Annotated in this window: 17 protein-coding genes; 11 read left to right on the forward strand and 6 right to left on the reverse strand. The window is 42.2% G+C overall.

Annotated features, from left to right (window positions below; all coding sequences use genetic code 11):
- Positions 1-9 precede the first annotated feature (9 nt).
- Positions 10-303 carry a DUF3593 domain-containing protein gene (locus tag NSTC745_RS04075; RefSeq protein ID WP_445636008.1) on the reverse strand — a complete coding sequence of 98 codons (294 nt, stop codon included), beginning with the start codon at positions 301-303 and terminating at the stop codon, positions 10-12.
- Positions 300-635 carry a DUF2499 domain-containing protein gene (locus NSTC745_RS04080; RefSeq protein ID WP_445636009.1) on the reverse strand — a complete coding sequence of 112 codons (336 nt, stop codon included), beginning with the start codon at positions 633-635 and terminating at the stop codon, positions 300-302. The genes NSTC745_RS04075 and NSTC745_RS04080 overlap by 4 nt, the downstream gene beginning before the upstream one ends.
- A gap of 127 nt (positions 636-762) precedes the next feature.
- On the opposite strand from NSTC745_RS04080, the gene csaB reads away from it, so the two are divergent.
- The 3 genes from csaB (at position 763) to NSTC745_RS04095 (ending at position 2589) form a co-directional block, all read left to right on the forward strand.
- Positions 763-1800 carry a polysaccharide pyruvyl transferase CsaB gene (csaB, locus tag NSTC745_RS04085; RefSeq protein ID WP_445638521.1) on the forward strand — a complete coding sequence of 346 codons (1038 nt, stop codon included), beginning with the start codon at positions 763-765 and terminating at the stop codon, positions 1798-1800.
- A gap of 67 nt (positions 1801-1867) precedes the next feature.
- Positions 1868-2182, forward strand: a complete 315-nt coding sequence (locus tag NSTC745_RS04090) for a hypothetical protein (protein WP_445636010.1) — start codon at positions 1868-1870, stop codon at positions 2180-2182.
- On the forward strand, positions 2179-2589 hold the full coding sequence (locus NSTC745_RS04095; RefSeq protein ID WP_445636011.1) for an aspartyl protease: 411 nt from the start codon (positions 2179-2181) through the stop codon (positions 2587-2589). The genes NSTC745_RS04090 and NSTC745_RS04095 overlap by 4 nt, the downstream gene beginning before the upstream one ends.
- Here NSTC745_RS04095 and pgeF read toward each other — a convergent pair.
- Positions 2586-3365 (reverse strand): peptidoglycan editing factor PgeF, encoded by a 780-nt coding sequence (gene pgeF / locus NSTC745_RS04100; RefSeq protein WP_445638522.1) that lies wholly within the window; start codon positions 3363-3365, stop codon positions 2586-2588. The two genes, NSTC745_RS04095 and pgeF, sit on opposite strands and share 4 nt — an antisense overlap.
- A 77-nt stretch (positions 3366-3442) precedes the next feature.
- Between pgeF and NSTC745_RS04105 the strand changes: the two genes are divergently transcribed.
- Both NSTC745_RS04105 and NSTC745_RS04110 read left to right on the forward strand, forming a co-directional pair.
- On the forward strand, positions 3443-4261 hold the full coding sequence (locus NSTC745_RS04105; protein WP_445636012.1) for a biotin--[acetyl-CoA-carboxylase] ligase: 819 nt from the start codon (positions 3443-3445) through the stop codon (positions 4259-4261).
- A gap of 90 nt (positions 4262-4351) precedes the next feature.
- On the forward strand, positions 4352-5914 hold the full coding sequence (locus NSTC745_RS04110; RefSeq protein ID WP_445636013.1) for a peptidoglycan DD-metalloendopeptidase family protein: 1563 nt from the start codon (positions 4352-4354) through the stop codon (positions 5912-5914).
- An 89-nt stretch (positions 5915-6003) separates the two neighbouring features.
- Here the strand turns inward: NSTC745_RS04110 and NSTC745_RS04115 are convergent, their stop codons facing one another.
- Positions 6004-6684, reverse strand: a complete 681-nt coding sequence (locus tag NSTC745_RS04115; protein ID WP_096536258.1) for a riboflavin synthase — start codon at positions 6682-6684, stop codon at positions 6004-6006.
- Positions 6685-7025: 341 nt separating this feature from the next.
- Here NSTC745_RS04115 and NSTC745_RS04120 point away from each other — a divergent pair, with 341 nt between their 5' ends.
- The 6 genes from NSTC745_RS04120 to NSTC745_RS04145 all read left to right on the forward strand — a co-directional run bounded on the left by NSTC745_RS04120 (position 7026) and on the right by NSTC745_RS04145 (position 13008).
- A complete protein-coding gene (locus tag NSTC745_RS04120) occupies positions 7026-7523 on the forward strand; it encodes a bifunctional nuclease family protein (RefSeq protein WP_096536256.1) in 498 nt (165 codons plus the stop codon).
- A gap of 148 nt (positions 7524-7671) precedes the next feature.
- On the forward strand, positions 7672-8802 hold the full coding sequence (locus NSTC745_RS04125; protein ID WP_445636014.1) for an aldo/keto reductase: 1131 nt from the start codon (positions 7672-7674) through the stop codon (positions 8800-8802).
- Between the two features lie 345 nt (positions 8803-9147).
- A complete protein-coding gene (locus NSTC745_RS04130) occupies positions 9148-10956 on the forward strand; it encodes an ABC transporter ATP-binding protein (RefSeq protein WP_445638523.1) in 1809 nt (602 codons plus the stop codon).
- A 278-nt stretch (positions 10957-11234) separates the two neighbouring features.
- Positions 11235-11852: a Uma2 family endonuclease gene (locus tag NSTC745_RS04135; RefSeq protein WP_445636015.1), complete on the forward strand. Its 618-nt coding sequence runs from the start codon at positions 11235-11237 to the stop codon at positions 11850-11852.
- 127 nt (positions 11853-11979) lie between these two features.
- Entirely contained in the window at positions 11980-12336 is a 357-nt protein-coding gene (locus tag NSTC745_RS04140) for a DUF3226 domain-containing protein (protein WP_445636016.1), read from the forward strand.
- Positions 12337-12402: 66 nt separating this feature from the next.
- A complete protein-coding gene (locus NSTC745_RS04145; RefSeq protein WP_445636017.1) occupies positions 12403-13008 on the forward strand; it encodes a hypothetical protein in 606 nt (201 codons plus the stop codon).
- A gap of 234 nt (positions 13009-13242) precedes the next feature.
- Here NSTC745_RS04145 and NSTC745_RS04150 read toward each other — a convergent pair whose 3' ends face one another.
- On the reverse strand, positions 13243-13764 hold the full coding sequence (locus NSTC745_RS04150) for a GNAT family N-acetyltransferase (RefSeq protein ID WP_445636018.1): 522 nt from the start codon (positions 13762-13764) through the stop codon (positions 13243-13245).
- Positions 13754-14038, reverse strand: coding sequence for a type II toxin-antitoxin system TacA family antitoxin (locus NSTC745_RS04155; protein ID WP_445636019.1), 285 nt, complete (start codon positions 14036-14038; stop codon positions 13754-13756). Before NSTC745_RS04155 ends, NSTC745_RS04150 begins: the two co-directional genes overlap by 11 nt.
- Positions 14039-14185: the final 147 nt, after the last annotated feature.

The following is a 14185-nucleotide window of genomic DNA, read 5'->3' on the forward strand; positions in this document are numbered from 1 at the left end:
CCCGACTCCCTACTCTCTATTTTTCAATTCGTTAACTGCTTGGCGAAAACCCAACACAATCAAGATGTTCGTAAGTGTCAAAAATACTTCTGCACCGCCGTGTAACCAATCTACATTGGCTAGAGACTTGCCATAATGCAGTACGGCATAAATTCCTGCGGGAATGGTGACGAAAACAAATACAAGAGTACCGTAAAATCCATATAGTGCTAAACGCGGCATTTGCGGACTGCGGCTGATAAACCACAAGAAACCCAAATAGGGAAACAATGAAAGCGCGAACAGGGTTTCTTTAGAGATCATTGCTTTGATTTAATAGGTTGGGGTGCAACAGTGTTAGTAGACTTTGTGGAACGCCAAATCAAAAACGCCGCCGCCCAAAGTGTAATGTTACCAACTAAGGTCATGGTAGCCTGAAGCGTTACCAGCCATTCCAGAGATTCGGCGTTGTCGAAATAATGCCAGGTACAAGCACACATGGCACTAACCAAAGCTGGTAACATGGCAAGGGACAATGCCCACCAATTACGGTTACGAGTGAGTTCGCCGTAAGTCCAAACTAACCAAATGGCAATAATCCACTCAATAACGCTAGAAATATGGATAATCCAGGTGGGAATCGAAAGAACGTGCATAGAAGTGGGGAGTAGGGAGTGGGGAGTAGGGAGTGGGGAATTAGGAGTTAGGAGTTAGGAGTTCTGAATTCTGAATTCTCAATAAAGTTGATATAAAATCCAAAATCCAAAATCTAAAATGGCAAAGATGCGGGCGTTATTGTCTGGATATTACGGTAAAGGTAATGGTGGTGACGAAGCTTTGTTGGCAACGCTTTTGCAAATGTTACCACCTGATGTGACGCCTGTGGTGCTTTCGGGTAATCCAGAGGAAACGCGCGATCGCTACAATGTAGAAACTCACAATCGCATGGCTGTTTTACCTGTTCTCCAAGCTTTGCGCTCTTGTGATGCTTTGATTTGGGGCGGTGGGAGTCTAATTCAAGACGTTACCAGTATTATTAGCCCATTTTATTATGGCGGACTGATGTCATTGGCACAGAATTTCGGTTTGAAAACTGTTGCTTGGGCGCAAGGTATCGGCCCTTTGGTGCGTCCCCAAACTCGCTTCTTAGCAAGGCAAACTTTTATAAATTGTACCAAAGTCAGCGTCCGCGATCGCGCCAGTGCTGCTTTATTAGCTGATTGGCAAATTCCTTGTATCATAGCTCCCGATCCGGTTTGGGCATTAGAATCTAAACCAGTACCAGGACTTTGGGATTTACCTGCGCCGAGAGTTGCGGTAACGTTGCGATCGCATCCCCAACTTACAGAAACACGTTTGGCTAACTTGACTCGTGCTTTAGTCGATTTTCAAAAAGCCACCCAAGCGTTTATCTTACTGCTACCATTCCAAAAAAGTGAAGATTTAAGTATTGCCGAAGCTATTCAACCCAAACTTCCAGATGTCAGCAAAATTTTGTGTCTGGAAGATCCGCAACTTTTAAAAGGGGTGTTTCGCGGTGTCGAAATGGCAATTGGAATGCGTTTGCACAGCTTAATTATGGCGGCTGCTGAAGGCTGTCGCTGTTTTGCTTTGAGTTACGATCCTAAGGTAAATCGCCTGATGGAAGAATTGGCGATACCTGGGTGGGATTTAGCAACTTTACCAGATGACACCAATTTGATTGGTAAAACTTGGATGGAACATTATGCTAATGGCGATCCGTTATCACCTGAGCAAATACAATCTTTAGTTGATAGAGCATTAATGCACCGTGAAGTTTTGTATGAAGCATTAACTTGACTTTAAGTCAACCAGATTTAGATTTACTCGATAATTAAGACTATGCTACCGCGTACATTTTATTGATATGAAACAGGTATCCCATCCACGACGCACCCGCATTCTACAAGCATCATTAGCACCTGAAGAAGTACGTAACCGTCAAAAACAGCGCGACCATCTTGCAATGCAGTGTCGTGCCATTTTTGAGCGTTTACGTCCAACTTTGATTGAAACACATTACAACTGGCATATTGCTATTGACCCTGAAACAGAACAGTACTTTATCGATCCAACGCTCTTGGGGATAATGCAAAAAATCCACGAAGCTTATGACAACATTAACAAAGTTAAACTTACTATATTTCGACTCAACGACACGGGAACCTGCGGCAGGTTATGATTGCAGGTTCATTTGGTGATAATGGCGAGCTATTATTTGAAATTCAGCTTGTTGCTACTAATAATGAACTATTTGCTGTTGAAGCTTTACTCGATACTGGCTTTACAGATGGGTGGTTAGCTATTAATACTCAAGACTTGGAAGTATTAGGGTGGCCATTGATGGCCGCACAAATTGAAATGCGAACAGCAAGAGGGGAAGCACGATTCGATATTTATGAAGGCAAACTAATTATCGATGGAACTGAAGTTATAATTCCTGTTCATGTTGGAGATGAAATTCCAGATACCATAATAGGCTCATTGTGGCTCGACACTATGCAGCTAGTAGTTAATAAACCGAAAGGAATATTAACCCTTGAAATGGTAGATGGTATTAATACGTCGTGTGATGAAAATATAGGCTAATGAATCGTTTTACCGCTGACAATTCCTGACCACTGGACTTTTTTCTCTTGTTCCCGGCGGTAAGAAAAGAAATGCTCTGGAGTTTGAAAAGTACAATAAGGAGCGATCGCAATTTGTTCTCCACTAATTCCCAAACTTTCCAGCTGTAAAACATTTACTCGCCGCACATCAAGTTTTACCTTTCCTGGATTGGGGTCTTCTAATAAGGGTGAATTAGGCAGATTTTGTAATGCTTGGACAATTTTTTGCTCGTCATTATGTGGTATAATGCTGGCTCCGACTTGGGCAGCTACCTCAAGAGAAACTTGGTAAACTTCACCTGCGATCGCCGGCCCCATTGCAATACGTAAATCATCGAGTTTGCTGCCTTGGGATTTGAATCTGGCGATCGCTTGAGGGACAATCTTCTTGGCAGTACCCCGCCATCCGGCGTGTATTGCTGCCACAAGTCCAGTTTTCACATCGCCAATCAGCAGGGGCGTACAATCTGCACTAGCGACCCAGACAGCTTGTAGAGGCTGTTCGCTAATTAGAGCATCTGCCGAGGCTAAACCATCCTCAAGAGTGCTGCTGGCAATTTCTTGGGGGGTGAGAACACTATTACCATGTACCTGCTTTAAGCGATAGACTGATGCCTCTGGTTGCAGTATGAGTGTAAGATCTTGTGGCGATCGCGGCCAAAACTGGTGAGTAAAGAAACCGTGATGCCAATTTTCCAGAATACTGCAAGTTAAATAGGGCAGTCCTTCCCAATTTCGCCAGTGCCAAGTGTGCATCATCAACCAAACCTAAAGAGAAAATCACTCATCAGCCAATTAATGCTAACTTGAACGAGGCCATTTAGGTTACTGCTGTGGAATTTAATCTGCAAAATTTAGAAGTAGCCTTGCAAGCAGGGCGAAAGTATCCGTATTTACCATTTTCTGTGCATTTTTTTGAAAGTGTCTCCTCAACAAATCAAATTCTCTGGGACATGCTAAACCTTGGGGCGACTTCGGGAACAGTAGTAATTGCAACTTCACAGACAGCGGGACGGGGACAATGGGGACGCCAATGGATTTCTCCAGTTGGAGGATTGTATCTTTCGCTGGCGATTTCTTGCGATGGCAAAATAGAAGCTACCGACAGCTACCAGCTAACTTTCGCTAGTGCTTGGGGAATTGCGTCTCAATTGCGCCAGCACAACGTGAATGTTGGGATAAAATGGCCCAATGATTTAGTTTTAAATGGTCGCAAGCTAGGCGGCATTTTGACAGAAACCAAAGTAAACAAAGGACAAGTTACACAAACAGTAATTGGCGTTGGTATTAACTGGATAAACCCAGTACCAGAAACAGGAATTAATCTGGAATCGTGGCAAGCTTCCCAAAATTACAGACCAATTTCTTGTTTGGAAATGCTCGCCTCTACGGTTTTACTAGGAATAGAATCCGGTATGCAGTGCCTCTTCCAAGAAGGAATAAACATACTCTTATCTCGCTATTTAAATTTGCTTACAAATATGGGCGATAAGGTGTACGTCAATAATCTTTCAGGTACTGTAGTCGGTGTAACTCCTCAAGGAAATTTACGAATTGATTTAGAAAATTATGGGACAAAAGAACTAATTACACCGGAAATTTATATTGAACCCGGTACAATCAGTTTGGGATACCATAAATCTTCGGTTTAAATTTCAGGTTTGTTCAAAATTTCGCTCTTTCGGCAAGGCAAACCACTAGCATCATCTCTTTAGGCTAATTACACACAACTGAGAGAACAAATGACGCAGCGCCAAAATTCTGCCCATCATCGTTTGCACTACTTATGGCAGCGAGGTGTGACAAAAAAACGTTTTGCCTCGACGCTACCAGCACAGAGTCTCTGTTGGCTAAGCAGCGTCAGTCTCCTAAGCGGCGGCTTCGTGTCTGCCCAAACGGAAACACAAATAGACAACATCGTTCCCACTGTTGAAAGTTCCCAGCCAGCAGTGGTGTTTACAAACCCAGTGAAAAAACAGACTGTTGCGCCGGAAACAGCTCAAACACAGCCAGACTTTGCTCAACGGCGAACCAGACTCAGACAGAGACTACGCAAGCCAGAAGTGGCTCAATCAAAAGAACCAATTAGGCAGTCTAAGCCTAAAATCGAAGCTGCTGAACCTGTTGTTATTATCAGACAGTCTCAGCCTAAACCAGAAACTTCGCAGATTGCTCCTGCAAGGGTGAGACAAGAAAAACCTAATGCTGCTCCTCGTCCCTTACCTGAAAAACTCCCACAAGTTGCTCAACCAGCAAACAACTCCAATAGCGCTGTCAGGGCAGCCATAGAGAAAGCCAAGGATTATAATAACGCCTATATTGACCCCAATAGTTATGATACCGGTGCAACGGGCACTTATCAAGCACCGAGTTCCGTAATCCTCACAGAACGTTCTAGTGGTTGCCGAGCCACTTTGCCTTCAGGGCAAAGCGTATCTGGTGGGGTTTGTGCTAAAGCACCCCAAACTGGGCGTGTAGCCAATTCTAATGGGAAATCAGCACCTAATTGGCTCAGAAGAAGTGAAAACGCTCAGCTGCCAGTAGTTCCACCAGTGCGACAGGTGGCAAGCGCTAGTAACAATGGCAGATGGCGTGCTGTTCAAAGTGTTTCTAGTGGTGACAATAAGACTGGATTCCGTCAGAATCGATTTATTCCTAGTCCCAGCGATTTTGGCCCCACCAAGGTTAGTGCGACTCCCATTGCCCCCAGTGGCGGTACTTTACCACCACCAATGGCAGATGGTAACATAGCACCCCGCCCCAGCACTGTAAGTTACGACTTCTCGCTGGCATCAGTATTGCCACAAATTCCCTACAGTCCTAGAATCGCCTATGGTGGTACGGGAATGATGTATCCGTTGTCAATTCCCGCTTCCATTACTTCTGTGTTTGGTTGGCGAATTCATCCCATTACAGGTACCCAACGCTTCCATGCTGGTACAGACTTGGGTGCGCCTACGGGAACACCGGTTTTGGCTGCTGCTGGCGGTCAAGTGGAAACTGCTAACTGGCTGGGTGGTTATGGTTTAGCTGTTATCATCAATCACAAATCTGCTGAACAAACTCTCTACGGCCACATGTCAGAAATCTTTGTTCAACCAGGTCAATGGGTAGAACCTGGAACTGTGATTGGGCGAGTCGGTAGCACAGGTAATTCCACAGGCTCTCACCTGCACTTTGAAGTCCGCCACCTCACGCCAAATGGATGGGTTGCAACTGACCCAGGCGTAGAATTACAAGGCGGCCTGGCCCAGTTACTTCAATCCCTGCGAACTGCTCAGGTAAATCAGGAACCAGGGAGTTAACTGGGGAAAAGGTTAAAGGTTAAAGGGAAAAGGAATAAATTTAATTTTTCTCCTTTTCCCCTTACCCCTTTCCCTTTACACATGCCTAATTACAAATACCCGTGTTCTGCTAAGAATGCGGGTGTAATGTCGTTTATACTATTATTATCAGGGTCTGTGGTGTGTGGTTTGCCAGAATAAAGGAATTTTTCCACGTATTTGCCGAGAATATCTCCTTCTAAATTGACTAAACTGCCAGGAGTCAAATAGCGAAGATTTGTCTCGGCATAGGTGAGAGGAATCACCGCCACCTTGAATTGGGAAAATTCCGGCTCATATGTAGCTACTGTGAGACTGATGCCATTGACGGTAATGCTACCTTTGGGGACAATATAGCGTGCGATCGCCTCTGATGCACTAAAGGTCATTTCCCAAGAAGTCGCCGTTTGTTCTGCCATTAACAATCGCCCGATGCCATCTACATGACCCATCACAAAATGACCGCCGACTTTGCTGCCAACTCTGAGCGACGCTTCTAAATTGACATATCTCTGTTGGGTTTGCTCGCCTCCCAAAGTCGTGCGGCGTAGGGTTTCTGGTGAAGCGGTGGCGATAAAGCCATCTTTTAAAACTTTCTCCACCGTCAAACAAACGCCATCCACTGCAACACTGTCACCATAAGCCAAATCTTGCATAATTACTTCACCCGATTGGCTAACACAAGTAATTTGCCAAGAATCGCCCCCTAAGGGTTTCATCGTTCCTAAAGCTTGGATTAATCCTGTAAACACCGCTTTTTTGCCAAACTAACTCTATTTATTGCCTAATTTTGGCAGAAATTAATTAGTAATTGTCACAGAAATTGAGAATATCTGAGTATATTTTCTGACTTTTTTTTCTATGAGGAATATTAACACATTATCATCCTTCACGAGGCATACTTGGGTAAGAAGCTTATTGTTTAAGCTGACCCATTTGAATTACTCTGGTGTACACCACAAGTTCGGAGTTTAATAGAAGCAATTATAGAGAACGAATGCTTATGTTTATTACTGTCGCTAAACCGCCTGGACAAGAGTACTATTTGTTACACACTATCCAAGGCTCTCAAAAAATTGTAGAGGCTTAGCCAATGATTGAAATGAAAGTCGCTGGCATAGCATTAGATGCCATAACCCGCAGCCCGATCGTCCTTTTGAAAGATTCTTCAGATCGACGGGCTTTGCCTATTTACATCGGTCAAGAACAAGCTAGGGCAATTATGGGCGCACTGGAAAATCAGAAGCCTCCCAGACCCTTGACTCACGATTTGATGGTGAATCTTCTAGAGACCTGGAACATGACTCTAGAGAAGGTGATTATTCATTCCTTGCAAAAGGATACCTTTTATGCAGCCTTAATTGTCCAGCAAGGTGAGGTGAAAAAGGAAATCGACGCCCGTCCTAGCGATGCGATCGCCATTGCCCTCCGCACAAATACTCCGATTTGGGTAATGGAAGAAGTCATCGCCGATGCCTCTATCCCAGTTGACCGCGATGCAGACGAAGCCGAACAGCAAGCCTTCCGTGAATTTGTTTCTAATCTCCGTCCTGAAGATTTGATCAAGCGCTTTGGTAATGGCGACAGTTAAAAAAGTTATGAGTTAAGAGTTATGAGTTAGGAGTTATGAGTTATGAGTTAAAAGTTATGAGTTAAGAGTTAAGAGTTATGAATTACATTATTCAACTGCTCATTTCTCACTCCTAACTCCTCACTCCTCACTCCTAATTCTCTTAACGATGCAATACCGACGCTTTGGGAAAACAAATTTGCGCCTCTCGGTTTTTTCCTTGGGAACAATGCGCTACCTGGCTGACTTTGAAAATGCCCAGCAGACAATCGAACAAGCCTTAGCCTTAGGAATTAATCATCTAGAAACTGCCAAAGGTTACGGTAAAAGTCAGGAATATCTTGGTAAGGCGTTAAAAGCTGGTTTGTCAGTCCCCCGAACGAGGCTGCACCTCACTACCAAAATCCCACCTACACCAGATTCCGACACCATGCGTCGGTGCATCGACGAATCCTTAGAACAATTACAAATAGATTATCTAGATTGCTTAGGCATTCATGGCTTAAACACTTGGCAACATTTGGAATGGGTACAAGCCAAAAATGGCTGTATGCAAGCTGTCGAAGAAGCCGTTGCTGATGGTCGAGTGCGACACGTTGGTTTTTCGACCCACGGGACATTAGAATTAATTCAGGCAGCGATTAATACAGATATTTTTGAATTTGTCAATCTGCATTATTACTATTTTTTCCAACGCCACGCGCCAGCGATTCAACTAGCTAACCAAAAAGACATGGGGATTTTCATCATTTCCCCTGCTGATAAGGGAGGACGCCTCTACACGCCACCCCAAACCCTTAAAGACTTGTGTCAGCCGTATTCACCATTAGAACTAAACTATCGATTTTTACTTGCAGATAACCGTATAACTACTTTGAGTGTCGGGCCAGCTAACCCAGATGAATTAATCGAACCTCTGCAAGTTGCTAACCGAGATAATGAACTTACGCCAGAAGAAATTTCTGCATTCCAGCGATTAGAAAATCAGCAAAAAATTGCTTTGGGAATTGATAAATGTAGCCAATGTTATGCTTGTTTACCATGTCCGGAAAATATCAATATTCCAGAAGTATTGCGGTTACGAAACCTCGCAGTAGCTTATGACATGAAAGACTATGGCCAATATCGTTATGGAATGTTTGAAAATGCCGGTCATTGGTTCCCTGGAATGAAAGCTAATCGATGTACAGAATGTGGTGATTGTTTACCCCGATGTCCTGAAAATTTAGATATTCCAGCTTTATTGGAAGATGCTCACCAGCGATTAAATGGCAAACCAGGTAGGAGATTGTGGGGATAAAAATATAAATAGGAGTTGGAATTCAGAATATTCGTTAACCTAAGTATAAAAGTCACCACTCAGTCGAACACTTGCCATTCTCGCTCCTGAGTTATGAGTTCTTTTTTGCTACAATTTATAAAGATTAAATAAAGTCAGGAAGATCCGCTGTACTTGGGGTATCTCGCAATACGGTTCGGTTAAGATCCCCCCGCCTACGGCGACCCCCTTAAAAAGGGGGTAAAAGAGGGTTGTAAACCCCCTTAAAAAGGGGGGTTGGGGGGATCTTCGAGGAATAAACCTGTTAACCGAACCGTATTGGGGTATCTCGCGGCAAGTAAAGATGAAAATTAAAAAAAAAGAAATATTCTACGCCAATCACTGACGGTTTTCCGGTACAGTGGACGGGCTATAAGCTTAGTATGGACTACTAGCCGATCGCTTACTATTTTTCTGGCTAGTTTAACTTTAGTGGCTGGTATTTTACCGGCAGCGATATCTTACATAAGTAAGTTGATTGTTGATGCAGTGGTATTTGCCTCTCAGGTTAGCTCAGGCAGCAACGGTTCTGTTAATATTTATCCTTCTTTGTTGTATGTAGGATTAGAAGCGATCGCTGTAATTTTACTAGCAGGTAGCCAACGGGGAATCATCATTTGTCAATCGTTATTGCGGGCGCTACTGGGTCAGCGAGTGAATGTACTCATCTTAGAAAAGGCGCTGACACTCGATCTTAGACAGTTTGAAGACTCAGAATTTTATGACAAATTGACCAATGCCCGACGAGAAGCATCAGTGCGTCCCCTTTCCTTAGTAAACCGCACCTTTGGCTTAGTACAAAATGCCCTTTCGCTGATTACTTACGGTATTTTGCTAGTTAATTTCTCAGTTTGGGCGGTGCTAATGCTGATTTTGGCCGCCATACCTGTATTTATTGCCGAAACAAAGTTTGCAGGAGAAGCCTTTCGCTTGTTTAGTTGGCGTGCATCAGAAACCCGTCAACAGCACTACTTAGAGAATCTGCTAGCAAGAGAAGATTTTGTCACAGAAGTCAAACTCTACCAACTCGGAGAGATGTTGCTAGGACGTTACCGCAACCTGTTCGATACACTTTATGGCGAAGACCGCGATTTGACTCTGCGGCGAGGATTGTGGGGGTATCTCCTGAGTTTAGTCAGTACTGGCGCTTTTTACGTAGCTTATGCTTGGATTGTGCTGGAAACAGTGCGAGGTAAGATTTCCTTGGGAGACATGACAATGTATCTGACTGTGTTTCGCCAAGGACAGTCTACTTTCTCCAATGCCCTGACTTCTATTGGAGGGATGTATGAGGACAACCTTTATCTATCAAATCTCTATGATTTTCTGGAAGAGAAAGTACCAAAGTCTTGGGGTAAGGCAACCGTTGGTTTAAATCCCCAAGATGGTATTCGTTTTGAGAACGTATCATTTACTTATCCGGGAAGTTCCAAGCCAGCATTGAGAAACATTTCGCTGCACTTGAAACCGAGAGAGAAACTGGCAATTGTCGGTGAAAACGGTTCCGGTAAGACTACTTTAATCAAACTACTTACCCGACTCTACACCCCAGATTCTGGGCGAATTTTCTTAGATGGTTTGGACTTGCAAGAATGGGATGTGGATGTGTTGCGGCGTCGCATTGGTGTGATTTTTCAGAACTTTGTCCGCTATCAATTTACTGTGGGTGAGAATATTGGCGTCGGCGATGTAGAACATCTCGAAGATAATACTCGTTGGGAAACTGCTGCCCAAAAAGGCATGGCGCAATCCTTTATCGACCAATTACCGCAAAGCTTCCAGACTCAACTCGGCCGTTGGTTTAAAGGAGGACAGGAACTTTCTGGGGGACAATGGCAGAAAATTGCTCTGTCTCGTGCTTTTATGCGATCGCAAGCAGATATCTTGGTGTTAGATGAACCAACATCAGCGATAGATGCCCAAGCTGAGTTTGAGATTTTCAATCATTTTCGGGCTATTACTCAAAAGCAAATGGTACTTTTGATTTCGCATCGGTTTTCTACGGTACGAATGGCTGACAAAATTTTAGTAATAGAAAATGGGGAAGTTATAGAACAGGGAACTCACGAAGAACTGTTACAGCTAGGGGGACGTTATGCCAAATTGTTTCTGTTGCAAGCAGCCGGTTATCAATAGGAAAGGGGTTAACAGGCTTGATTAGAAGTTGTTTATGAAGTGAGTCAGGTAGTATTTTGCGTAAACTCATAATGTTTTTAAACGCAAAGTAAACGCAAAGGAACGCAGAGTTTTGCCTAATTTATTTCACTAGGAATTAATGAAATATTGTACTTAGGGAATTCAGATAGGGAACATAAAAACTCTATCTAACCTGTTAACCAGTTCGGTAAACATGGATAAAATATTTTTAGTGCCTAGATACTCCATATCGTTAAACATTGTTACCCCATAGAGCTATGCAAATAACACAACAGCGATACTATACTCCAGAGGAATATTTAGAGCTAGAAGAAGCTGCTGATTACAAAAGTGAATATATTGATGGGCGAATAATTCCTATGGCGGGTGGAACAGTAAATCACAATCAAATAGCACTTAACTTAAGTGCTGAGTTAAATTTCGCATTTAAAAAGCAGAACTACCGGGTTTTTATGGGTGATGTTCGTCTATGGATACTCCAAAAGCGTACCTACACTTATCCAGATGTGATGATTCTGGCGGGTGAACCGGAGTTTTTTAACAACCGAAAGGATATAATTCTGAATCCCCAGATTATTGTTGAGGTTTTATCAAAATCTACCAAAGGCCACGATCGCCAAGATAAATTTGAAGCTTACCGGACTATTTCTACCTTCCAAGAATATCTGTTAATTGACCAAACTCGAATTCGTGTAGAGCAATTTTCCAAAACTGGGAAAAAGCAATGGACGCTTCGTGAATATGATGAAGAAGATGAAGCGATCGCACTTACAACTGTACCCTTTGAAATTTCATTGCAGGATTTATACAACAAAGTAAATTTTGAACTTGTTGAGTCGGAAGAGGAAAGTGCTGATGTTGAGCGATTTGGGTAAGATGCGATCGCCCCTTTTTGGTAAGGTGAGAGGTGTTAGGATTACCATTCCTAATATCTGTGATTACATCTTTGTTGTCTCGGACTAGCTTTCATTATGTTGAAGACAATAAAAATAGACAATTTCCGTGGTTTCTAGTCCTTCGAGCTTCAGCAACTTGGTAGAGTCAACTTACTTGTTGGTAAAAACAATAGCGGTAAAACATCAATACTGGAAGCTATTCAATTTTTATGCTCACGAAGTAATCTTGACCCACTACGTCAGACAATGGCAATATGCTCAGGAAGTTGTAGCAGAAGCAAAAAATAGAGGAGCATTATTTATAGATTCTCATATTGATAAAGCTTACATTTACACATGGTTAGCTTGGCAAAAGCCACCAGGACGACAACTACATAACGCTATCGAAGAAGAAATTCTGAATCCACAGCATCCGAAAGCAAAGACATTCGTAACCTGGTTTAAGACTTTATACGATTTATAACCGTGAGATATATTGAGTGATAAAATTTAAATTGCTCAAATTTATTAAATATTGTTGAGGTCAAACTTGTCTTTAGCAGAAAGCCTTAAGATTAAAATTTATGAAATTGTAGAGAAAACTCCAGATTGGTTTCCAATATGCTTTAATTTTTACAGAAATGCAAGTAATTACTTAATAGATGAAGGATATCCAAGTCAAATCTCTTATAAAGACTTGTTCCTCCAAGAATATACAACTGGAGATGCTTTAACTTCAGGTTACATTATAGGTCAATTTCACTCCTTCATAGTGTCCCAAAAGGCGGCATTCATTGCTATTGAGGTTCCCGGTGTACCTTTTGCAAATTCACAGAGGGAACATAACAATTCTATTTTGAAAGAGATAGCTCAACCCTTTAAAGCAGAGTTTGATGGTACGTCATGGGGTGAAGACGGAATCATCCAATGGGATGCTCAAGATCCTCTTACACCAATTCATCCAGAGCTGGCGTTAAATAGGGATGTTTGGACATTTCCTCTGGAAGTAGGTACATGTTCACCAACAACTCTATGGGTTCGCTTTATGGATTGGGGTGGTTGGGCGAGATGGCCTTATCATTCTCAATATATCTATTTATTTGCAGCCCCCAAGCAGCTTAGTATAATGAATAACTCTCTCTTTAAATTTAATTGAGTCGTAGTCAAAGTTCCACAAATAGTTACCATCTAGTGTTAATTTTTTTTCAAACTACATTTATAAATGCAAAGTTTAAATTTTTTCTGCTGATTTTTTACTGCTTCAAAGAGATTACTCGTCTAGAGAAAGAATAATTGCTCTAGGTTAGCAAGGATAAATGTCTACCATCCTACATAAGCTTAGATAAGATCGCTCTTGAATTTTGTCGCCTTTGATATTTTCCTGATTAAGCTAAGCAAACTCTCTAATTATCGTTGCTATTGGCAGAAATAGTGAGAGTTCATTGTCTTGAAAAGGAATAAACTCATACTTGAGATAAAATTCCTTTGCCTGAAAATCGATCGCATCAACTCTCACAGCATATATTCCAATTTCTTGAGAAGCACGAACAGCGGGATAGAGAGCATCTGCTAACAATTCGCCTCCCAAACCTTGTCCTTTAACCGAATTATCTACTGCTAATCTTCCAATCAGCATTGCTGGAATTGGATAGGCAGGCATTCCACGATGATAAGCTTCTGGTAATGATTCATACTCAATAACGCTGGCACTGACAGTATAATAGCCATCTATCTTCAAGCTTCCTGATGCCGGCATTGCTACAAATGTTTTAGCAATTCCTTTATTATCATTTTGCCGTGCATATTTCTTGAGATAATCATTCAAAATTCCATAACCACAATCAAAAGAATCTCTTTGGTATTTTTTATCAATTGGTACAAAATTCCATTTTGCTTTGCTATTATTTGCCATATTTCTGTCTATATTGCTGAATAGCAGATTTGAGTTTTCCCTTCAGTTCTGGCGGGTTTTCCATTACTGATATAAACAAATCTCTATCAAGATTAGACAGCACCAGCCTTTCATTCGCATCTATATCTTGCTTGGCGATCGCTAATACATGAAAAAGTGTATAAGCACTCAACGAAATTCCTTTAAGACTTGCAGCACGTTCTAATAGTTCTTTTTGTTCTTGGGTGACTCGTAAATCGATACGGCAATCTTTTGCAGATGATGTTTCTGACATGGGTAATTAATACTTTTAGCTGAGTCTATATTTACAGCATAACCAATATTAGTGGACAATGTACACACAAAAATTTGAAACAGGCTAGTTTTTTCATCACCTCCAGGTGAATTAAAACACTAGCGTGGAGATAACGATCGCCCCCAC

The sequence above is a fragment of the Nostoc sp. DSM 114161 genome, from assembly GCF_052692665.1.